Source organism: Bacillus cereus group sp. Bce019, assembly GCF_051781745.1.
Classification (GTDB): domain Bacteria; phylum Bacillota; class Bacilli; order Bacillales; family Bacillaceae_G; genus Bacillus_A; species Bacillus_A cereus.
Map to the genome: position 1 here is coordinate 176,825 of NZ_JBPWJX010000001.1, position 19,739 is coordinate 196,563.

Here is a 19,739-nt window from a genome sequence, read left to right on the forward strand (position 1 = left end):
ATATTTAATATTAAGGAGTTTTAAGAATATGAAAAAGTTACTCCTCGTAAACGGTCCTAACCTAAATCGCCTCGGTGTTCGTGAGGTAAATGTATATGGAAAGGGCACGCTAGCGACACTTGAAGCAGATATGAAGCAAGAAGCAGAAACAATGGGAGTGGAGTTAGAATGTTTCCAATCGAATCATGAAGGTGCCATTATCGACATTATTCATGAAGCGGAAGATATATATGAAGGGATCATTTTAAATCCGGGAGCATTTACGCATTATAGCTATGCGATTCGTGATGCCATTGCGAGCATTTCGATTCCTGTTATTGAAGTACATATTTCTAACATTCATCAGCGTGAATCGTTCCGTCATGAATCTGTGACGGCAGCTGTTTGTGCAGGTCAAATTGTAGGATTTGGTTTTTATGGCTATAAGTTAGCGTTATTTGCATTAATGGAGAAATTGAGGGAGGCATAAAGTAATGGAGAAAATTGAAAGATTACGAAGTGCATTTGATGAGGCTGGCATTGACGGTATTTTGTTAACAAATGAACATAGTCGTAGATATATGGCTAACTTCACAGGAACAGCAGGCGTTGTTCTTATTTCAAAAGATCGTGCTCAATTTATTACAGATTTCCGTTACGTCGAGCAGGCAAGTAAACAAGCGGTTGGATATGAGGTTGTACAGCACGCAGGATTGATCATTGATGAAGTGGCAAAGCAAGTGAAAGAGCTTGGAATTCAAAAACTTGGTTTTGAGCAAGATACTCTTACATATAGTTCTTATTCAGTGCATAAGGAAGCGATTGATGCTGAATTTATCCCGACTTCTGGACTTGTAGAAAAGTTACGCTTGATAAAGACTGATTCAGAGATTAAGATATTAAAGGAAGCTGCACAGATTGCAGATGCTGCCTTTGAGCATATTCTATCATTCATTCGCCCGGGAGTATCTGAAATTGAAGTGTCAAATGAACTTGAATTTTTCATGAGAAAACAAGGAGCAACATCTTCTTCGTTTGATATTATCGTTGCTTCAGGTCTTCGTTCGGCATTACCGCACGGCGTGGCATCTGAAAAAGTGATAGAAACAGGAGATTTCGTTACATTAGACTTCGGCGCTTATTACAAAGGATATTGTTCTGATATTACTCGTACGATTGCAGTCGGTGAACCATCTGATAAATTAAAAGAAATTTATAATATCGTTTTAGAAGCACAACTACGTGGTGTGAACGGTATTAAAGCTGGTTTAACAGGTCGCGAGGCTGATGCGCTAACGCGTGACTACATAACGGAAAAAGGATATGGTGAATACTTTGGACACTCTACTGGTCATGGAATCGGTCTTGAAATTCATGAAGCACCAGGTTTAGCGTTCCGTTCTGATACAGTACTTGAACCAGGTATGGCTGTAACAGTAGAACCAGGTATTTATATTCCAGGTATTGGCGGCGTACGTATTGAAGATGATATCATTGTGACAAGTGAAGGTAATGAAGTAATTACGAAATCACCAAAAGAACTTATTATTTTGTAATACACAGGAGGATTTTTTTACATGATTTCAGTAAACGATTTTCGTACAGGTTTAACAATTTCAGTGGACAATGCCCTTTGGCAAGTACTTGATTTCCAACACGTAAAGCCAGGTAAAGGTGCTGCATTCGTTCGTTCTAAACTACGTAACCTTCGCACAGGTTCTGTTCAAGAGAAAACATTCCGTGCAGGTGAGAAAGTAGAAAAAGCACACATCGAAAACCGTCGTATGCAATACTTATACGCAAGCGGTGAGTCTCACGTATTTATGGATAACGGAACTTATGAGCAAATCGAACTTGGTGAAAAACAAATCGAGCGCGAGCTTAAATTCCTAAAAGAAAACATGGAAGTAGCAATTATGACTTACCAAGGCGAAGTACTTGGTGTTGAACTTCCAAACACAGTTGAATTACAAGTTACAGAAACAGAGCCTGGTATTAAAGGTGATACTGCTTCTAACGTAACAAAACCAGCTACATTAGAAACTGGTCTTGTTGTACAAGTACCAATCTTCATTAACGAAGGCGAAATGCTTATCATCAACACTGGTGAAGGTAAATACGTTTCTCGTGCATAGTAGAAAAGCACTCGTGATAATTCACGAGTGCTTTTTTTATAGGAAATAGGGTAGATAGTAAATAGCTGTTACTATAAAACTGACTAAAACAAGTGAAAGAGTACCCATAATAGATGGAGTCAAAACAATTTGAAATGGTTTTATTTCGCCAGTCTCAACGCCAGTTAATGTTTTGCTTATTGCGTGATCTGTAATGTTATTTCTATGGTTACTCATAATAATTAACCACATAATTGCAAATATTGCTAAACTACCAAGGAAAAAGGTCTCTATAAATGACCAACCGACTAATAATGAAAAAAGATAAATAAGAGCTAATTCTACTACAACGGTTAAACTAATTTTCAATGCCTTCATATTTTTCCTCCTCATTCTGTAATTTCAACCAGTTTAAAAAATTTTCACGTGACACGACATGCAGAGAGCAAGGTGACCTTACTTCTTTCTCTAGTGCAGCGTGTTCGTCTGGAAACTTGTTTTCCACATGCAATGAAATATAGGGTAGTTTTTCTTGTGCTTTTAGTGAGCGGATATTATTCGTTTTAGCACCAGCAAATACGTAGGAAAGTTGTAAGTCTAAAAAGGCGATTTTAAAGATTTCTTTTTTAGCAGCCTCGTTATAGCCTTTTCCCCAGTATGGATAGCCAATCCAACTACCAATGTGAGATTGCTTTTTTTCATTATTAATATGTTTAAGTGTGGTGAGGCCAATTATTTCATTTTCTTCATTCACAATCATTCTCGATAAGGATTTCTTTTGACGCTCTTCTTCTATTGCGAAAAGAAGAAATGTTTTCGTGTCTTCGATGTTTTCTACCGTTATCCCCAATGCATTTTTTATATGTGGATCACTTGATAGCTCGAAAATCACATTTGTATAGCATAAATCTAGTGGTAATAAAGTGACGTGCTGCATGGTTTAAACCCCTTTTAAACTAAATGTACCATAATATACCATAAAGCAATATGAATATTCAGATTGTAATTCAGACTTTAGAGAAAAATTATGTTTTTACTTCTGAAATAGACAACCTCTGCATATGGTTGTACAAATATATTCTTTTTTAGAATACGAAGTTAGTAACTGTTACGGGAGAAGGTGGAAGAATGAAACAGTGGCTAGCGGCAATGGAAACATCCGTGCTTGTTATGGGGGCACTTCGATTATTTTCAGGTAGTGCGGAGATATTTGCTGCTTTGCTTATGCTTTATGTGAATGATGCGAAGAAAGCGTTGTTTATAAATGGTATGTTAGCGTTTGTTGGACCTACCGTATTAATTTTAACAATGACAATTGGGATAGCGAGTGTAGCAAGTGAAATTTCTTTCTTGAAGCTCTTTTTTCTAGCGCTTGGGATTTGCTGTATTTTTATCGCATTACTGAAATAGTAAGTCGAGTATAGTGGGGAGAAGCCGATGAAAGAGGTATTAGAAGTTTTACCAAAAACGATGAAGTACTTAATTGAAGAATGTAAGCAATACGATGCTTTAGAGGAAATTCGTGTTCGAATTGGAAGACCGCTAGAGTGTATTGCACACGGAAAGGTGTTTTTTTATGACTATATCACTACTGCAGAGGATGCTATTTACTTATTGAATAAATTAAGTCAATTCTCAATTTATACGATGGAAGAGGAATTAAAACGTGGGTATGTGACGCTTCGCGGAGGGCATAGAATCGGGTTAGCGGGAAAAGTCATTACAGAAAAAAGCGCAGTGAAAATGATTCGTGATGTCTCTTCCTTTAATATTCGTATTGCTCGTCAAAAAATAGGGATTGCTGAACCGCTTTTGCCATATTTGTATGAAAAAAGGTGGTTAAACACGATGGTAATTGGCCCTCCCCAAACGGGAAAAACGACACTTTTAAGAGATGTAGCACGTTGTATGAGTCAAGGGGTAAGTGCTTCGGAAATTCCTTCCTGTAAAGTGGGGATCGTTGATGAACGGTCAGAAATTGCTGGCTGTGTGAAAGGAATCCCGCAATATGATTTTGGTACCCGAGTCGATGTGTTAGACGCATGTCCAAAGGCAGAAGGAATGATGATGATGATTCGTTCTATGAGTCCTGATATTTTGATCGTAGATGAAATTGGCCGTAAAGAAGATAGTGAAGCAATTATGGAGGCTGTGCATGCAGGTGTTCAGCTTTTTATAAGCGCACACGGATTTTCCTATGAGGATGTTGTGAGACGTCCATCGCTCAAGGCAGTGCTAGAGCTTGGTATATTTGATAGGTTTGTGGAGTTGTCAAAAGCGAGGGGTCCAGGAACGGTTATGCAGGTGAAAGATAAATATGGAAAACCAGTGTTATCAAATAGAAAGGCTGAGGGCGTATGGTGAAAATATTTGGTGCAGTGTTAATCGTTGCGGTCAGCACCTTTTTCGGGTTTTCGTACGCTAAAAGATACAGTGAGAGGCCGAGGCAACTTAGGTTATTAAAATCAGCACTTCAATCATTAGAGGCAGAAATTATGTATGGACACACACCTTTATCTGAGGCTGCCGAGCGATTAGTTAAACAAATGCCAAAGCCATTAAATTGGATATTTCAAAGTTTCGCTAAAAAACTAGAAAGTGGAGAACAAACGGTAAGGGAAGCTTGGATAGATAGTTTGAAAGAGAATTGGAAGTTGACGGCTTTTCAACAAACCGAGTATGAAATACTGCAGCAATTTGGTGAAACGCTCGGGCAACATGATCGTGAATCACAACAAAAACATATTCGCTTATGTATTACACATTTGGAGAGAGAAGAAGAGGAAGCAAAAGCTTTACAACTGCAATACGAAAAAATGATTAAGAGTTTAGGGGTACTAGCAGGGCTACTAATTGTAATTTTACTGCTATAGGGGGGAGAAAGGCGATGTCCATTGATGTTGGATTAATATTTCAAATCGCCGGAATCGGCATTGTTTTAGCTTTCATTCATACTGTACTAAAAGAATTGAAGCGTGAGGATATTGCAAATTGGGTTATCCTTGTCGGTTTTGTCGTCATTTTATTTCATGTTGCATTTTTAATTAATACGCTATTCGACAAGATTAAAAGTGTCTTTCTCTTCCAGTAAAGGAGGCGGTTCGAATCGAAATTATACAAATTGTCGGATTAGGCCTCGTTGCTACGTTTTTAGCTGCTGTTTTGAACCAGCATAAATCTAGTATTACATCTTTATTTATTGTGTTCGTAGGTAGCGTGATGTTTCTTATTTTAATCGATCAAATTCATTCTATTTTACAAATGATTGAGAGAGTAGCGAGTGAAGCGAAAGTTAGTAACGTCTACGTGGAAACGTTACTAAAGATTATTGGAATTGCTTATATTGCCGAGTTTGGAGCTCAAATTACAAAAGATGCTGGGCAAGGTGCCATCGCTTCGAAAATTGAACTTGCTGGGAAAATCTTAATTCTCGTTATGGCAATTCCTATTTTGACGGTTGTAATTGAAACTATTCTCGGATTTTTACCGACGGGATAAGGGGGAGTGAATGTTGAGGAGGTTTGGAGCTAAGCTGCTATTTGCTTGCTTCCTTTTCTTTTCTTTACCGGTTGTTGTACAAGCTTCTCCTGTAGAAACAAACGTCGTTGATCAACAATTGGATAAGCTCGGAATTGAAGATGTGAAGCAATTTTGGGACGGGCTTGTTACAAAATATGGAGGCTATTTGCCAGAGAGTCAAAAAGGGAGTTTTATGGAGTTTGTAAAGGGAGAAAAAGAATTCTCTCTAAAAGAGTGGATGATAGGGTTATTAAAATATTTATTTCATGAGCTTGCAGCTAATGGAAAACTGCTTGGCACACTCATTATGCTCACAATCTTTAGTGCATTGTTGCAATCACTGCAATCCGCTTTTTCAAAAAGTAGTGTAAGTAAAATTGCTGATGCTGTTGTATATATGGTACTTATTATTTTTGCTTTAAATAGTTTTTATGTCGTTATGACATATGCAAGAGAAACGATACAAACAATGGTAGATTTCATATTAGCGCTATTGCCAATTTTATTGGCGCTTATAGCGACTGGTGGCGGGGTTGTATCTGTATCTTTCTTTCATCCGATTATCATTTTCTTAATGAATACAAGCGGGCTTCTTATGAATTATATCGTTCTACCGCTTTTATTACTGGCAACGATATTAAGTATTGTAAGTACAATGAGTGATCAATATAAAGTTACGAAATTGTCCAAGCTTCTGCAAAACGTTAGCGTTGGGATTATCGGTATTTTCTTAACGATTTTTTTAGGAGTATTATCTGTACAAGGAACAGCGACAGCCGTCGCTGATGGAATAGCTGTGAAAACTGCTAAATTTGTAACAGGAAACTTCATTCCAGTAGTTGGAAGGATGTTTACGGAAGCGGCAGATACTGTTATTAGCGCATCAGGATTATTGAAAAACACAGTCGGAATTATTGGGCTCGTCATTTTATGCTTAATTGTTGCTTTTCCTGCGATTCAAATTTTCTGTATTGCATTTATTTATAAATTCGCAGCAGCAGTATTGCAACCGGTTGGCGGCGGAGCAATTATTCAATGTTTAGACATTATTGGAAGAAGCATCATTTACGTATTTGCTTGCCTAGCTATCGTATCATTTATGTTCTTTTTAAGTATTACAATTATTATTGCTGCGGGGAATATTACACTTATGATGCGGTAGGAGGTGAAGAGTATGCAATTTGTTACAGAGTGGATCAGAAATATTATCGTTTTTTTGCTCTTAGCGACAATGCTTCATCTTATTCTTCCAAATTCGAATTTGCAAAAATACGTTAAATTCGTTGTAAGTCTTTTGTTAGTCGTATTAATTTTAACACCTCTTTTTAAACTATTGCAGACAGATGTAAATGAAGTAATTGCAAATTTTAATGAAGAAAAGTACGTAGCAGAAGGATCTGTAAAAAATTCAATAGATTCGAAGAAAAAAGAAATACAAGCTCTAACACGTGCATATAGTTTAGAAGAGATGGCTACCAAAATGAAAAAAGAAGTAGGAAAAGAGTTTGAGAAAAAGTATGGTATGACTGTCTCTGAAATACAAATAGTCGCAGCAGAAAATACAGAAGAAGTAAAGTCAGCGAAAGATATTCAATCTGTTGTTGTGACGTTGAAAGAAAAAGAACGTAGTAAAAATGATGCAATTGAAACAGTAAAGCCAATTGAAATTAACACGAAAGAGCCTCCAAAAAAAGTGGAAGAAACGAATGTAGAAATGAAAGATTTCTTTTCAAGCAGGTGGCAACTAGAGAGTAAACAAATCCAAGTTCAAATGGAAGGGAGGACAGGTAGAGTAAATGGACAATAAAGATAAAAATTCGAAGTTCTCATTTTTTCGAAACTTATTGAATGGGGATCAAAAAGAAAGCAACGAGAAGGGTAAAAAGGTAACACCTAAGTTTTTACTTGTCCTACTCATACTTGGAATTTTGCTTATGTTTTCTAGTAGTCTCTTTTCAAGTGAAAAAGAAGAAGTACCTGTATTTAAAGAACAAAAAACTCAAAACCAAGAAAAAGACGTACCAACTTTCGGACAAAAAAGTAATGATAGTATGTCAAATGTAGAAAAATATGAAAAAGCGTATGAACAAGAATTAAAAACTGCTTTAGAAGAAATAGCAGGAGTAAAAGACGTAACGATTAAAGTGAATTTAGATTCATCTGAAGAAAAAATTTTAGAAAAAAATACAGTGAAACGCTCACAAACAACAGGTGAAACAGATAAAACAGGCGGTAAGAGAGAAGTAGAGGACGAGTCTCTTGATGAAAAGACCGTCATTATACGTGAAGGGGATAAAGAAACTCCTGTTGTTTTACGAACAGAGAAGCCGAAAGTACGTGGTGTTCTTGTCGTAGCAAAGGGAGTGGATAATATACAAGTTAAAGCAATGGTAAAAGAAGCTGTGATAAGGCTGCTAGATGTACCGGCCCATCGCGTTTCAGTTTCACCGAAAAATTGATAGGGAGGAAATAAAGTGTTAAAAAAACAAACAGTTTGGTTATTAACGATGTTAAGTTTAGTTGTTGTACTATCTGTGTATTACGTGACAACTCCTGACAAAATGAATACAGCATCGCCAGCAACAGGTGAAAAGATTGGACAAGAAAAACAAGGTACTGATAAAGCGGTAACAAACGAAGCGCCTAAAGAAACTCCGAAAAAAGAAAATACAAGCAAGGAAACAACAAATAAAGAAACAGACAAAAAAGAAAATGCAAAAAAAGAAACAAGTAAAAAAGAGGGTAATGTATCAGTTCAATCAAGTGATGAGAATTTCACAGCTTTACGTATGCAAATGGAAGATCAGCGTAGTGAAGAGAAAGCAAAATTACAAGAAGTGATGAATTCTTCGAAATCTTCAGCGACAGAAAAGAGTAAAGCGAAAGATAACTTTGATGCAATCACTACAATGGAAACGAAGCAAGAATTACTTGAGACAGTAATTAAATCTCAAGGAGGATATCCAGATGCTCTTGTAAGAGCTGATGGTACTGATATTAGAGTAACGGTTAAAGCGGCAAAACATTCACAGAAAGAAGCAAATAAAATTATTCAACTTGTAAGAAGTGAAGGTGGATCAAAAGATGTAGGTGTGAAATTTGATCCACCAGCGAAATAAGTGAAACTTTAATCCGTAGGGATTTCCCTGCGGATTATTATCTTTTACTAAGCAAAAGGTATGCAAATAGTAAAATAGAGTATGTAAGTAAGCGTGTGAATAGAAAAAAGCTATCATTTTCGATAGCTTTTTTCTATTTCGTCTTTGTATTTATTTTTATTATGTTCAACTCGGAATGGAGAAACACGTTGTGAGTAAAAAATTAATGGTTCATGGTACTGATGATTACTTTTTCCGGATTTGACGTGGATGAAAAGAACGCATGCCCAAACGATTACGGCAGGTAAAAAGAGAATGAGCCATATCATATTTCCACACCTCAACACAATATATTTTCTACACTTTGAACATACTATTCTTACATGAAGGAATGATGAACGGCGTGTAAACAAAAAAATAATATTTGGTAAAAATATGTTATTGACTATAGGTGTGGTGAAGAGTGAGGAGGGAATGGCATGTTTGCTTTGTAACGTTTTGCAAAAGTAGTGAATGTTTTTTAAGAAGTGGTCTTGCCAATTTCATGTGAAACTTGGTATTATTACTAGGTATTAATTTTTTTATTGGAATAATATTTTTACAGGAATTTCGATTTATTATAAAGAAATATAAATTGGAATGTTTAAAAAATTTATCGTAAGATGGAAATAGTAAATATTTCTATTAGTTAATGAAATATATTTTCTAATAGAGTACATCGTATTTTTACAGTCAATCTAGTTTTCGTGACGAGAATCTGTAAAAACGGGACAAACAAGAGTATGGGAGTGGATTTTACATGTTTAAAATTCAAGAAGTTCGTGAATTAATTAAATTAATTGATAGCTCTAATATTGATGAATTTGAATACAAAAAAGACGGTACAACAATCAAAATGAAAAAGCGTGGTAATGAAGTTGTTGCTGTGCAAGCACCTGCAGCAAAACAAGCTATGCAACCAGTAGCGCCTGTTGAAGTTGAAACGACAGTAGCAGCAGCGCAAGCAGAAGCGCCAAAACAAGAAGAGAAGAAGGTTGTTCAAAATGAAAACCTACATAAAATCACATCACCGATGGTAGGTACATTCTATTCTTCTTCTTCGCCTGATACACCTCCATATGTAAGTGTTGGGGATAGAGTATCGAAAGATTCTATCGTATGTATTGTCGAGGCTATGAAGTTATTTAACGAAATTGATGCTGATGTAGAGGGCGAAATTGTTGAAATTCTTGTTAATAACGGACAGCTTGTTGAATATGGACAACCGCTATTTCTTGTAAAAGCGTAATAAGGGAGTCTTTGTGATGATAAAAAAAGTATTAATAGCCAATCGTGGGGAAATTGCTGTACGAATTATTCGTGCTTGTAAAGAAATGGATATTGAAACAGTTGCAATTTATTCAGAAGCAGATAAAGAGTCACTTCACGTACAGATTGCAGACGAGGCGTATTGTGTAGGACCAACGATTTCGAAAGAAAGCTATTTAAATTTGACGAACATTATTAGCGTTGCGAAGTTAACAGGCTGCGATGCTATTCATCCGGGATACGGATTTTTAGCAGAGAATGCAGATTTCGCAGAGTTATGCCGTGAATGTAACTTGATTTTTATCGGTCCAAGTCCAGAAGCTATTTCAAAGATGGGCACAAAAGACGTTGCTCGTGATACAATGAAAGAAGCAGGGGTTCCGATTGTACCAGGTTCACAAGGGATTATTAAAAATACCGAAGAAGCGATTGAGCTTGCTAATCAAATTGGATATCCAGTTATTATTAAAGCGACTGCAGGTGGCGGCGGAAAAGGTATTCGTGTTGCACGCCATGAAGAAGAGCTTATAAAAGGAATTCAAATTACACAGCAAGAAGCTAGTACCGCTTTTGGGAACCCTGGTGTATACTTAGAAAAGTACGTTGAAGATTTCCGCCATGTTGAGATTCAAATAATGGCAGATACACACGGAAATGCCATTCATTTAGGAGAGCGTGATTGTACAATTCAGCGCCGTTTGCAAAAACTATTAGAAGAAAGTCCATCACCTGCACTTGATGAAGAGATTCGCAAGCAGATGGGTGAAGCGGCAGTTAAAGCGGCGGTAGCGGTTGATTATACAGGTGCTGGTACGGTTGAGTTTATTTATGAATATAAAACGAAAACCTTTTACTTCATGGAGATGAATACGAGAATTCAGGTTGAGCATCCGGTTACTGAAATGGTAACAGGAATGGACTTAATTAAAGAACAAATTCTTGTTGCTTCAGGAGAAAAGTTATCGTTACAGCAAGAAGAAGTACAATTTAATGGTTGGGCAATTGAATGTCGAATTAATGCGGAAAACCCTGCCAAAAAATTTATGCCATCTCCAGGTAAAGTAGAAATGTACTTACCACCAGGAGGATTTGGTATTCGCGTCGATTCAGCTGTATATCCGGGATATTCAATCCCACCTTTCTATGATTCGATGGTTGCTAAATTAATTGTTCACGGAAAAACACGTGAAGAGGCAATTGCAAAAATGAAGCGCGCACTTAGTGAATTTGTCATTGAAGGCGTACATACAACAATCCCGTTCCATTTGCAATTGCTAGATCATCCTGATTTTGTAAAAGGTGAGTTTAATACGAAATTTTTGGAAGAGCATGAACTTGTGACGCAGTGATACATTAAAGGAGGTTTTTTTCATGGCTGAACATATGTTAGATATGGGTCAAGATACAACTCTTGGTAAAGTAGAAATTGCACCAGAAGTAATTGAAGTAATTGCAGGTATTGCAGCTGCTGAAGTAGAAGGTGTAGCGGCAATGCGCGGTAATTTTGCTACAGATGTTGTTGAGAAGTTAGGTAAGAAAAATCATGGTAAAGGTGTAAAGGTTGAATTAGCAAACGAAGATATTATCGTTGACCTTTATGTTGTAATGTATTTTGGTGTAGCAATTCCAGTTGTTGCACAAAAGATTCAAGACAATATTCGCCAAGCACTCTTTACAATGACAGGACTTGAGCCAAAAGAAGTGAATGTTCACATCGTTGGCGTAACATTCGAAACACAAAAAACAGAAATCGAACCAGTGTAAGAATGAAAAGGTGCCTAGTAACATAGGCATCTTTTTTATCGTTTCATTTCTTCACAAATTACAACCCTCTAATTATTATACTATTTCAAAAAATAAGAAATAAACAAGAAAATGTGTCGTTTTTCCAAAAAACGTACATTGTGATAAGATATGGAACTTGAAGTTAATCTTTTTATTATTTTTCAGCCTTGTAACCCGTGTGTGAAACGATAAATTGTGTTATTATCATTGTATTATAAGGTTGGAAAATCAATGAAAACTGTAAGAGTAAGTGAATTGACGGCTTATAAATTATAATAATATAACAAAGTATAAGGAAAGACTTGAAGCATAAAGGAGAGTTACAATGAAACGTAGGACGGCTAGAGAAAGAGCAATGCAAGCATTATACCAAATGGATATTACAGGTGAATTAGAACCGAAAGTAGCAGTGGAAAACACGCTAGATGAAGGCGAAGAAACAAATGAGTTTCTAGAGTCACTTGTAGTAGGTTTTGTAGAAAATAAAGAAGCAATCGATGAAGCGATTCGTCAAAACTTAAAAAAGTGGAAGCTTGAGCGTATTAGTATTGTTGATCGCAGTATTTTACGTGTAGCTGTGTATGAAATGAAGTACATGGAAGAAATTCCACATAACGTAACAATTAACGAAGCAATTGAAATTGCAAAAACATTTGGGGATGAGGAATCTCGTCGTTTTATTAACGGCGTTTTATCTAATATAAAAGATACACTGTAAATTCTTTAAGGGGGAATCTTAAAATGGTAGCAGTAATCATCAAAGGAAATGAAGTTGCGGAGAAAAAACGAGCACAATTAACAGAAGAAGTTGTGAAGTTGAAAGAGCAAGGTATTGTACCAGGATTAGCAGTTATTTTAGTTGGAGAAGATCCAGCATCTCGTTCTTATGTGAAAGGAAAAGAAAAAGGCTGTGAACAAGTAGGGATTTACTCAGAGCTAATTGAACTTCCTGAAACAATTACTGAGGAACGTTTGCTTGCTGAAATCGATCGCCTAAATGGCGATGACCGTATTAATGGCATATTAGTGCAATTACCTTTACCAAAACATATTGAAGAAAAAGCTATCATTGAAAGAATTTCACCAGAAAAGGATGTAGACGGATTTCACCCAATCAGCGTGGGACGCATGATGACGGGACAAGATACATTCCTTCCATGTACACCGCATGGTATTGTAGAATTAGTAAAAGAAACAAATCTTGATATTTCTGGGAAACATGTAGTAGTAATTGGAAGAAGTAATATTGTCGGTAAACCAGTGGGGCAATTGTTTTTAAATGAAAATGCAACTGTCACATATTGTCATTCTAAGACGCAAAATATGAAAGAGTTATCGAAGTTAGCTGATATTTTAATCGTAGCTGTTGGACGACCTAAAATGATAACAGTGGATTATATTAAAGAAGGAGCGGTTGTAATTGACGTTGGTGTTAACCGCTTAGAAACAGGAAAACTTTGTGGTGATGTTGACTTTGACAACGTGTTAGATGTTGCGGGTTACATTACACCTGTGCCAAAGGGTGTTGGTCCAATGACAATCACAATGCTTCTTCATAATACTGTTGAATCTGCAAAACGTGCAGGTGTCGTTTGTAAATAATTTGAGTCGGCTATGAGGAGAGAGAAATGGAGAAGCAATATTTAACCGTTACAGCGTTAACACGCTATATAAAAACAAAAATAGAATATGATCCGCATTTGCAGTCTGTTTGGTTAAAAGGTGAAATTTCCAACTTTAAAAATCATAGCCGTGGCCACATGTATTTTACATTGAAAGATGAAAATGCAAGAATCGCAGCGGTTATGTTTGCGGGCCATAATCGTAATATTAAATTCAAACCTGAAAATGGGATGAAGGTACTCGTGAAAGGGAAAATCTCTGTTTACGAGGCGAGTGGTTCTTATCAAATTTATATTCAAGATATGCAGCCTGACGGAGTCGGAAATTTACATTTAGCGTACGAACAGTTAAAAGTTCGTTTAGAAGAAGAAGGACTTTTTTCTCAAGTTTATAAAAAAGCGATTCCTCCTTACGCTAAAACAATAGGTGTGATTACGTCGCCAACAGGAGCAGCGATTCGTGATATTATAACAACGATTAAACGTCGTTATCCAATTGGGAATGTTATTGTATTTCCGGTACTTGTACAAGGGGAGTCAGCGGCTCCCTCGATTGTACAAGCGATTCGTACAGCGAATGAAATGGGAGAGATAGATGTACTAATCGTTGGTCGTGGTGGAGGTTCTATTGAGGAATTATGGGCTTTCAATGAGGAAATGGTTGCAAGAGCAATCTTTAAGAGTGAAATTCCTATTATTTCGGCAGTAGGCCATGAAACGGATTTTACAATCGCAGATTTTGTTGCAGATTTACGCGCGCCAACACCGACTGCAGCAGCTGAGCTGGCGGCACCTAACATTATAGAGTTACAAGAAAAGGTATTACAAAGAACTCTGAGATTGCAAAGAGCAATGAGAGAGTTAGTACATAAAAAAGAAGAAAAACTACAAGTGTTGCAAAAATCGTATGCGTTCCGTTATCCAAGACAAGTATATGAGCAAAAGGAAGAGCAATTAGATAGAGCGCTAGAACAGCTTGTTTTAGCGAAAGAGCGCTATATTGATAAAAAGGTGAATCAGTTAAAGCAACTTTCATTTTATTTAGAGAAGCACCACCCATCTCAAAAAATTATGCAAACGAAGGTAGCTGTTGAAACGTTGCAAAAGCAATTACAACGTGAAATGCAAACGTTACTTCAAACGAAAGAATTTTCCTTTGTAAGAGCTGCTCAAAAACTTGAAGCGTTAAGTCCGCTTAAAGTAATGATGAGAGGGTACGGGCTTGTATATGATGAAGAGAAGCAAGTGTTAAAAAGTGTGAAAGATGTAAGCCTTGGAGATGCTGTTTCAGTTCAATTACAAGATGGAATACTAGATTGTAGCGTATCAGGCATAGAGGAGCGTGAATTGAATAATGGAAAATAAATTAAGCTTTGAAGAGGCAATTTCGCAACTTGAGCATCTTGTTTCTAAGCTAGAACAAGGTGACGTACCTTTAGAAGAAGCGATTTCTTATTTTAAAGAAGGTATGGAATTATCTAAGCTTTGTGATGAGAAGCTGAAGAATGTACAAGAACAAATGGCAGTTATTCTTGGGGAAGATGGAGAGCTTGAACCGTTTACTGCTTTAGGAGATGAAGCATAGTGACGATTGCTTTTGATACTTTTTTGAAAGAAAGTAAAACTTTCGTAGAAGAAAAACTTGTAAGCTATGCAAATGAATTACAATGTCCAAATGTACTTCGTGAAGCGATGGCATATTCTTTGGAAGCGGGTGGAAAACGTCTCCGCCCGTTACTTTTGTTTGCAACATTACAAGCATTTGGGAAAGAAAGAAATCTTGGAGTAGGTGCAGCTTGTGCTCTTGAAATGATTCATACATATTCGTTAGTTCATGATGATTTACCTTGTATGGATGATGATGATTTAAGAAGAGGAAAGCCCACAAATCACAAAGTATTTGGTGAAGCGATGGCAGTTTTAGCAGGAGATGGCTTATTGACATACGCTTTTCAAGTTATTATGGCATATGAGCAAAAAGAAATTTCTGCTGAAAAAAAAGTAAGGCTTGTACTTGAACTCGCAAAAGCAGCAGGACCAGAAGGAATGGTTGGCGGACAAGTGGCAGATATGGAAGCGGAAGGGAAACGCCTTACGATTGATGAATTGGAGTACATCCATAAACATAAGACCGGAAAACTACTTGAATTTGCTGTACTTGCGGGTGCGATACTTTCTGATGCGACAGAAGAGCAAGAAGAAAAGTTGCTTACGTTTGCCAAATATATCGGCCTAGCTTTCCAAATTCGAGATGATATTTTAGATGTCGAAGGAACTGAAGAAGAGATTGGAAAACCGATTGGTAGTGATGTTTCTAATGAAAAGAGCACATATACGACGTTGTTTACTGTAGATAGAGCAAAGGATATTTTAGAAGAAACAATTGCAGAAGCAAAAGGTGCGATTAGCTCCTTGCAATTACAAGATGAATATTTACTATCTATTTGTGATTTGATTGCAAAACGTAATAACTAATATAACAGCGTTTTCATTTGTTGAGTCATTCATCATTTTATGATATAAATGTAGGAAAAGGTTTTTCTTTTCTTGTTATTGGCAAAAATATATGTAGATTACATTGCCGTTATCACTTTGTGTTAGCGGCTATTTTTTTCATCGCCTAAAGAAATATGGTTTATAATAGGATTAAGGCGCAATAGACTGGTTAATAGCGGGACAAGACGAAAAATAGAAAAGAGAATTTCTTGTTTTGTGTAAATGTTTTTTATAATATTTGACATGTTGACAGATTATGAAATGAAAGTGAGTGATCCATGTGGATCTAACGCAAATTCAAAACCCTAGTTTTTTGAAAGATATGTCTATCAGTGAACTAGAGGGATTGAGTGAGGATATTCGTAAGTTTTTAATTGAAGAGCTCTCTCAAACAGGTGGACATATTGCACCTAATTTAGGTGTAGTAGAACTCACAATTGCTCTGCACAAATTATTTGATAGCCCGCAAGATAAATTTTTATGGGATGTAGGACATCAATCCTATGTACATAAAATTTTAACTGGACGCGCGAAAGAGTTTGGCACATTAAGGCAATATCAAGGTCTATGTGGTTTCCCGAAACGTTGTGAGAGTGAGCACGATGTATGGGAAACTGGTCATAGCTCGACTTCGTTATCGGCTGCAATGGGAATGGCTCTGGCACGTGATTTAAAGAAAACGAAAGAATATGTTATACCAATTATTGGAGATGGTGCTTTAACAGGCGGAATGGCTTTAGAGGCATTGAACCATATTGGACATGAAAAAACAGACATGATTGTTATTTTGAATGATAATGAAATGTCAATTGCACCAAACGTTGGTGCGCTTCATAATGTGCTCGGTCGTTTACGTACCGCAGGAAAATATCACTGGGTAAAAGATGAATTAGAGTATATATTAAAGAAAATCCCAGCAGTTGGCGGGAAAGTGGCTGCGACAGCAGAGAAAATAAAAGATAGTCTTAAATATTTACTAGTATCCGGTGTCTTTTTCGAAGAGTTAGGCTTTACATATTTAGGTCCAGTCGATGGGCATGATTATGAAAAGTTATTCGAAACGTTGCAATATGCAAAAAAAACAAAAGGCCCAGTACTCGTTCACGTTATTACGAAAAAAGGAAAAGGTTATAAACCGGCTGAGAGTGACGTTATTGGAACTTGGCATGGAACAGGACCTTATAAAATTGAATCAGGTGACTTCGTTAAGCCGAAAGAAGTTGCACCAGCATGGAGTGCTGTCGTTAGTGAAACAGTACTTAAGCTAGCGAGAGCAGATGAGCGTATCGTAGCAATTACACCTGCAATGCCTGTTGGATCAAAACTTGAGAAATTCCAAAAAGAATTCCCAGATCGTATGATTGATGTAGGTATTGCAGAACAGCATGCTACAACAATGGCAGCAGGTATGGCAACGCAAGGAATGAAGCCATTCTTAGCGATTTATTCAACATTTTTACAAAGAGCATATGACCAAGTTGTTCATGATATATGCCGCCAAAATTTAAATGTTTTCATCGGAATAGATCGTTCGGGATTAGTAGGAGCAGATGGTGAAACGCATCAAGGCGTATTTGATATCTCATTCTTACGTCACTTGCCGAATATGGTGCTTATGATGCCGAAAGATGAAAATGAAGGGCAACATTTAGTTTATACGGCGATGCAATATGAAGATGGACCAATCGCATTGCGTTATGCGCGCGGTAATGGACTTGGCGTTCATATGGATGAAGAATTAAAGGCGATTCCAATCGGTACGTGGGAGACGTTAAAAGAGGGTACACAAGCAGCTATTTTAACGTTTGGTACGACAATACCAATGGCAATGGAAGCAGCTGAGCGTCTTGAAAAAGCTGGGGTTTCAGTGAAAGTAGTGAATGCTCGCTTTATTAAACCAATGGATGAAGCATATTTACATGATCTTCTAGGAAAGAATATACCGATTTTAACGATTGAAGAAGCTTGTTTAATCGGTGGTTTTGGAACAGGAGTAGTTGAATTTGCATCTGAAAATGGTTACCATAGTGCATTAGTTGAACGAATGGGTATTCCAGATCGCTTCATAGAGCACGGAAGTGTAACAAAATTATTAGAAGAAATTGGTTTAACGACAGATGCTGTTGTAGACCGTATTCATACAATGATTCCATCAAAACAAAAAAGGGCGTAACAAATGAGCGTAAAAAAAGAAAGAGTAGATGTACTATTAGTAGAGCGAGGACTTATAGAAACGCGTGAGAAAGCAAAGCGCGCCATTATGGCCGGACTCGTATATGCGAATGAGATGAGACTTGATAAGCCAGGAGAGAAAATCTCGCAAGATACTGAGATTACGGTGAAGGGACAAGTTATGCCGTATGTAAGTCGTGGTGGTTATAAACTTGAAAAGGCATTAGAGACATTTCATCTTGATTTACAAGATAAAGTTATGATAGATATTGGTTCATCAACTGGTGGCTTTACAGATTGCGCGCTTCAAAATGGAGCGAAATTATCTTATGCATTAGATGTAGGATACAATCAACTAGCGTGGAAATTACGTCAAGATGAGCGTGTTGTTGTAATGGAACGAACAAACTTCCGTTACGTGACACCAGCAGACTTAGAACGTGGTTTACCTCAATTTGCAAGTATTGATGTTTCATTTATATCATTAAAGCTTATACTGCCAGTTTTAAAAACAATGCTTATGCCTAACGGAGATGTAGCAGCGTTAATTAAACCGCAGTTTGAAGCTGGAAGAGAGCAAGTTGGGAAAAAAGGTATCGTTCGCGATAGAAAAGTACATGAAGCTGTTGTAGAAATGATTGTCGAGTTTGCTTTAAAAGAAGGCTATGATGTGGAAGGTTTAACATTCTCACCAATTACGGGTGGGGATGGTAATATTGAATTTTTAATTCATCTGAAATGGCATGGTGAACGTGAGAATGGCGAAAATCATTCTCCGATTTCTATAGAGCAAGTTGTTACAGAAGCGCATGAAGTTCTAAAACAAAAAGGGAAAGGGGAATAACATATGTTGTTCCTCTTTTTGCTGTAATTGTATAATGATTGTAAAAACAATTGTGTACAAGAAACGAATTATAAGTTAACATAAATAAGTGAAGTATACCAATGTTTAAACTATGGTAAGAGATAGTGTGAGGTGCAAATGTATGAATAAAGGTCAGCGCCATATTAAAATCAGGGAAATTATTGCAAACAAAGAAATTGAAACACAAGATGAATTAGTTGATATTTTACGTAATGAGGGATTTAATGTAACGCAAGCAACAGTATCGCGCGATATTAAAGAACTGCACTTAGTGAAGGTGCCATTACATGATGGGCGCTATAAATATAGCTTGCCAGCAGATCAACGATTTAACCCGTTACAAAAATTAAAACGAAATCTAGTGGATTCATTTGTAAAATTAGACACGGCAGGACATATGCTTGTGCTAAAAACATTGCCTGGTAACGCTCATTCACTTGGAGCACTTATTGATCATTTAGAGTGGGATGAGATCATCGGAACCATCTGTGGTGATGATACTTGCTTAATTATTTGCCGTACACCTGACGATACAGGTGTTGTCTCTGATCGTTTCTTAAATATGTTGTAACAAAAAATCTTGTTTGCTTTCCATCGTAAAGTGGAAAGTGAACAAGATATTTTTATTGGTTAAAAATATGAATTTTCAATTGTAATATAATATTTTGTTTGCATAAAGTTAGAAAATAGATGGATTGACCCGTAAAACAAATGTTTGGTACAATGAAGCGGGTTAGAAGAGTATATACATACAAATATATAGCATGATTATTTGAATGAA

General features: G+C 36.8%; 26 protein-coding genes. 23 read left to right on the forward strand and 3 right to left on the reverse strand.

Annotation, left to right across the window (positions count from 1 at the left end; genetic code table 11):
- Nucleotides 1–28: 28 nt before the first annotated feature.
- From aroQ to efp, 3 genes are read left to right on the forward strand one after another with little or no spacing between them, the layout of a single operon-like run.
- Nucleotides 29–469 carry a type II 3-dehydroquinate dehydratase gene (gene aroQ / locus ACS2QP_RS01005; protein ID WP_000735140.1) on the forward strand — a complete coding sequence of 147 codons (441 nt, stop codon included), beginning with the start codon at nt 29–31 and terminating at the stop codon, nt 467–469.
- Between the two features lie 4 nt (nt 470–473).
- Nucleotides 474–1,535: a Xaa-Pro dipeptidase gene (gene pepQ / locus ACS2QP_RS01010; RefSeq protein WP_000411040.1), complete on the forward strand. Its 1,062-nt coding sequence runs from the start codon at nt 474–476 to the stop codon at nt 1,533–1,535.
- A gap of 21 nt (nt 1,536–1,556) precedes the next feature.
- Nucleotides 1,557–2,114, forward strand: a complete 558-nt coding sequence (gene efp, locus ACS2QP_RS01015; protein WP_063537420.1) for an elongation factor P — start codon at nt 1,557–1,559, stop codon at nt 2,112–2,114.
- Nucleotides 2,115–2,150: 36 nt separating this feature from the next.
- On the opposite strand, the gene ACS2QP_RS01020 is transcribed toward efp, so the two are convergent.
- Together ACS2QP_RS01020 and ACS2QP_RS01025 are read right to left on the reverse strand one after the other, a co-directional pair.
- Complete coding sequence (locus ACS2QP_RS01020) at nt 2,151–2,471, reverse strand: hypothetical protein (protein ID WP_000645572.1); 321 nt, start codon at nt 2,469–2,471, stop codon at nt 2,151–2,153.
- Nucleotides 2,452–3,030, reverse strand: a complete 579-nt coding sequence (locus ACS2QP_RS01025) for a GNAT family N-acetyltransferase (RefSeq protein WP_001164986.1) — start codon at nt 3,028–3,030, stop codon at nt 2,452–2,454. The genes ACS2QP_RS01020 and ACS2QP_RS01025 overlap by 20 nt, the downstream gene beginning before the upstream one ends.
- Before the next feature lie 191 nt (nt 3,031–3,221).
- Between ACS2QP_RS01025 and ACS2QP_RS01030 the strand changes: the two genes are divergently transcribed.
- The 9 genes from ACS2QP_RS01030 to ACS2QP_RS01070 are packed head-to-tail and all read left to right on the forward strand — an operon-like array spanning nt 3,222 to nt 8,731.
- Complete coding sequence (locus ACS2QP_RS01030; protein WP_000816050.1) at nt 3,222–3,503, forward strand: YqhV family protein; 282 nt, start codon at nt 3,222–3,224, stop codon at nt 3,501–3,503.
- A gap of 27 nt (nt 3,504–3,530) precedes the next feature.
- Nucleotides 3,531–4,457, forward strand: a complete 927-nt coding sequence (gene spoIIIAA / locus ACS2QP_RS01035; protein WP_000665905.1) for a stage III sporulation protein AA — start codon at nt 3,531–3,533, stop codon at nt 4,455–4,457.
- Entirely contained in the window at nt 4,451–4,966 is a 516-nt protein-coding gene (spoIIIAB, locus tag ACS2QP_RS01040; protein WP_000238702.1) for a stage III sporulation protein SpoIIIAB, read from the forward strand. Before spoIIIAA ends, spoIIIAB begins: the two co-directional genes overlap by 7 nt.
- A 14-nt stretch (nt 4,967–4,980) precedes the next feature.
- Nucleotides 4,981–5,184, forward strand: a complete 204-nt coding sequence (gene spoIIIAC / locus ACS2QP_RS01045) for a stage III sporulation protein AC (RefSeq protein WP_000020914.1) — start codon at nt 4,981–4,983, stop codon at nt 5,182–5,184.
- 23 nt (nt 5,185–5,207) lie between these two features.
- Complete coding sequence (gene spoIIIAD, locus ACS2QP_RS01050; protein ID WP_077393170.1) at nt 5,208–5,591, forward strand: stage III sporulation protein AD; 384 nt, start codon at nt 5,208–5,210, stop codon at nt 5,589–5,591.
- Nucleotides 5,592–5,601: 10 nt separating this feature from the next.
- On the forward strand, nt 5,602–6,774 hold the full coding sequence (gene spoIIIAE / locus ACS2QP_RS01055; RefSeq protein WP_000946110.1) for a stage III sporulation protein AE: 1,173 nt from the start codon (nt 5,602–5,604) through the stop codon (nt 6,772–6,774).
- Between the two features lie 12 nt (nt 6,775–6,786).
- Nucleotides 6,787–7,419: a stage III sporulation protein AF gene (spoIIIAF, locus tag ACS2QP_RS01060; RefSeq protein ID WP_074789160.1), complete on the forward strand. Its 633-nt coding sequence runs from the start codon at nt 6,787–6,789 to the stop codon at nt 7,417–7,419.
- Nucleotides 7,409–8,071: a stage III sporulation protein AG gene (gene spoIIIAG / locus ACS2QP_RS01065; protein WP_098294573.1), complete on the forward strand. Its 663-nt coding sequence runs from the start codon at nt 7,409–7,411 to the stop codon at nt 8,069–8,071. The genes spoIIIAF and spoIIIAG overlap by 11 nt, the downstream gene beginning before the upstream one ends.
- Nucleotides 8,072–8,086: 15 nt before the next feature.
- Nucleotides 8,087–8,731, forward strand: coding sequence for a SpoIIIAH-like family protein (locus ACS2QP_RS01070; RefSeq protein ID WP_000914709.1), 645 nt, complete (start codon nt 8,087–8,089; stop codon nt 8,729–8,731).
- A gap of 113 nt (nt 8,732–8,844) precedes the next feature.
- Here ACS2QP_RS01070 and ACS2QP_RS01075 read toward each other — a convergent pair whose 3' ends face one another.
- The gene (locus ACS2QP_RS01075; protein ID WP_000638001.1) at nt 8,845–9,039 is read right to left on the reverse strand and encodes a hypothetical protein; all 195 of its coding nucleotides are present in this window, start codon (nt 9,037–9,039) and stop codon (nt 8,845–8,847) included.
- A gap of 470 nt (nt 9,040–9,509) precedes the next feature.
- On the opposite strand from ACS2QP_RS01075, the gene accB reads away from it, so the two are divergent.
- The 11 genes from accB to argR all read left to right on the forward strand — a co-directional run bounded on the left by accB (nt 9,510) and on the right by argR (nt 19,529).
- Complete coding sequence (gene accB, locus ACS2QP_RS01080; RefSeq protein ID WP_119683917.1) at nt 9,510–9,998, forward strand: acetyl-CoA carboxylase biotin carboxyl carrier protein; 489 nt, start codon at nt 9,510–9,512, stop codon at nt 9,996–9,998.
- Nucleotides 9,999–10,014: 16 nt separating this feature from the next.
- Nucleotides 10,015–11,367: an acetyl-CoA carboxylase biotin carboxylase subunit gene (gene accC, locus ACS2QP_RS01085; protein WP_000592871.1), complete on the forward strand. Its 1,353-nt coding sequence runs from the start codon at nt 10,015–10,017 to the stop codon at nt 11,365–11,367.
- A gap of 22 nt (nt 11,368–11,389) precedes the next feature.
- Entirely contained in the window at nt 11,390–11,782 is a 393-nt protein-coding gene (locus ACS2QP_RS01090) for an Asp23/Gls24 family envelope stress response protein (RefSeq protein WP_000807630.1), read from the forward strand.
- Between the two features lie 346 nt (nt 11,783–12,128).
- Nucleotides 12,129–12,521 carry a N utilization substance protein NusB gene (gene nusB / locus ACS2QP_RS01095; protein WP_000830247.1) on the forward strand — a complete coding sequence of 131 codons (393 nt, stop codon included), beginning with the start codon at nt 12,129–12,131 and terminating at the stop codon, nt 12,519–12,521.
- Between the two features lie 23 nt (nt 12,522–12,544).
- Nucleotides 12,545–13,405, forward strand: a complete 861-nt coding sequence (folD, locus tag ACS2QP_RS01100) for a bifunctional methylenetetrahydrofolate dehydrogenase/methenyltetrahydrofolate cyclohydrolase FolD (protein WP_153580655.1) — start codon at nt 12,545–12,547, stop codon at nt 13,403–13,405.
- A gap of 26 nt (nt 13,406–13,431) precedes the next feature.
- On the forward strand, nt 13,432–14,790 hold the full coding sequence (gene xseA, locus ACS2QP_RS01105; protein WP_438882100.1) for an exodeoxyribonuclease VII large subunit: 1,359 nt from the start codon (nt 13,432–13,434) through the stop codon (nt 14,788–14,790).
- A complete protein-coding gene (gene xseB / locus ACS2QP_RS01110; RefSeq protein ID WP_000428423.1) occupies nt 14,780–15,010 on the forward strand; it encodes an exodeoxyribonuclease VII small subunit in 231 nt (76 codons plus the stop codon). The genes xseA and xseB overlap by 11 nt, the downstream gene beginning before the upstream one ends.
- Nucleotides 15,010–15,900, forward strand: coding sequence for a (2E,6E)-farnesyl diphosphate synthase (ispA, locus tag ACS2QP_RS01115; RefSeq protein ID WP_438882101.1), 891 nt, complete (start codon nt 15,010–15,012; stop codon nt 15,898–15,900). The genes xseB and ispA overlap by 1 nt, the downstream gene beginning before the upstream one ends.
- A 301-nt stretch (nt 15,901–16,201) precedes the next feature.
- On the forward strand, nt 16,202–18,094 hold the full coding sequence (gene dxs / locus ACS2QP_RS01120) for a 1-deoxy-D-xylulose-5-phosphate synthase (protein ID WP_000366452.1): 1,893 nt from the start codon (nt 16,202–16,204) through the stop codon (nt 18,092–18,094).
- A gap of 3 nt (nt 18,095–18,097) precedes the next feature.
- Nucleotides 18,098–18,937, forward strand: a complete 840-nt coding sequence (locus ACS2QP_RS01125; RefSeq protein ID WP_000111875.1) for a TlyA family rRNA (cytidine-2'-O)-methyltransferase — start codon at nt 18,098–18,100, stop codon at nt 18,935–18,937.
- Between the two features lie 142 nt (nt 18,938–19,079).
- Entirely contained in the window at nt 19,080–19,529 is a 450-nt protein-coding gene (gene argR, locus ACS2QP_RS01130) for an arginine repressor ArgR (RefSeq protein WP_001032580.1), read from the forward strand.
- The last annotated feature ends 210 nt before the right edge of the window (nt 19,530–19,739 follow it).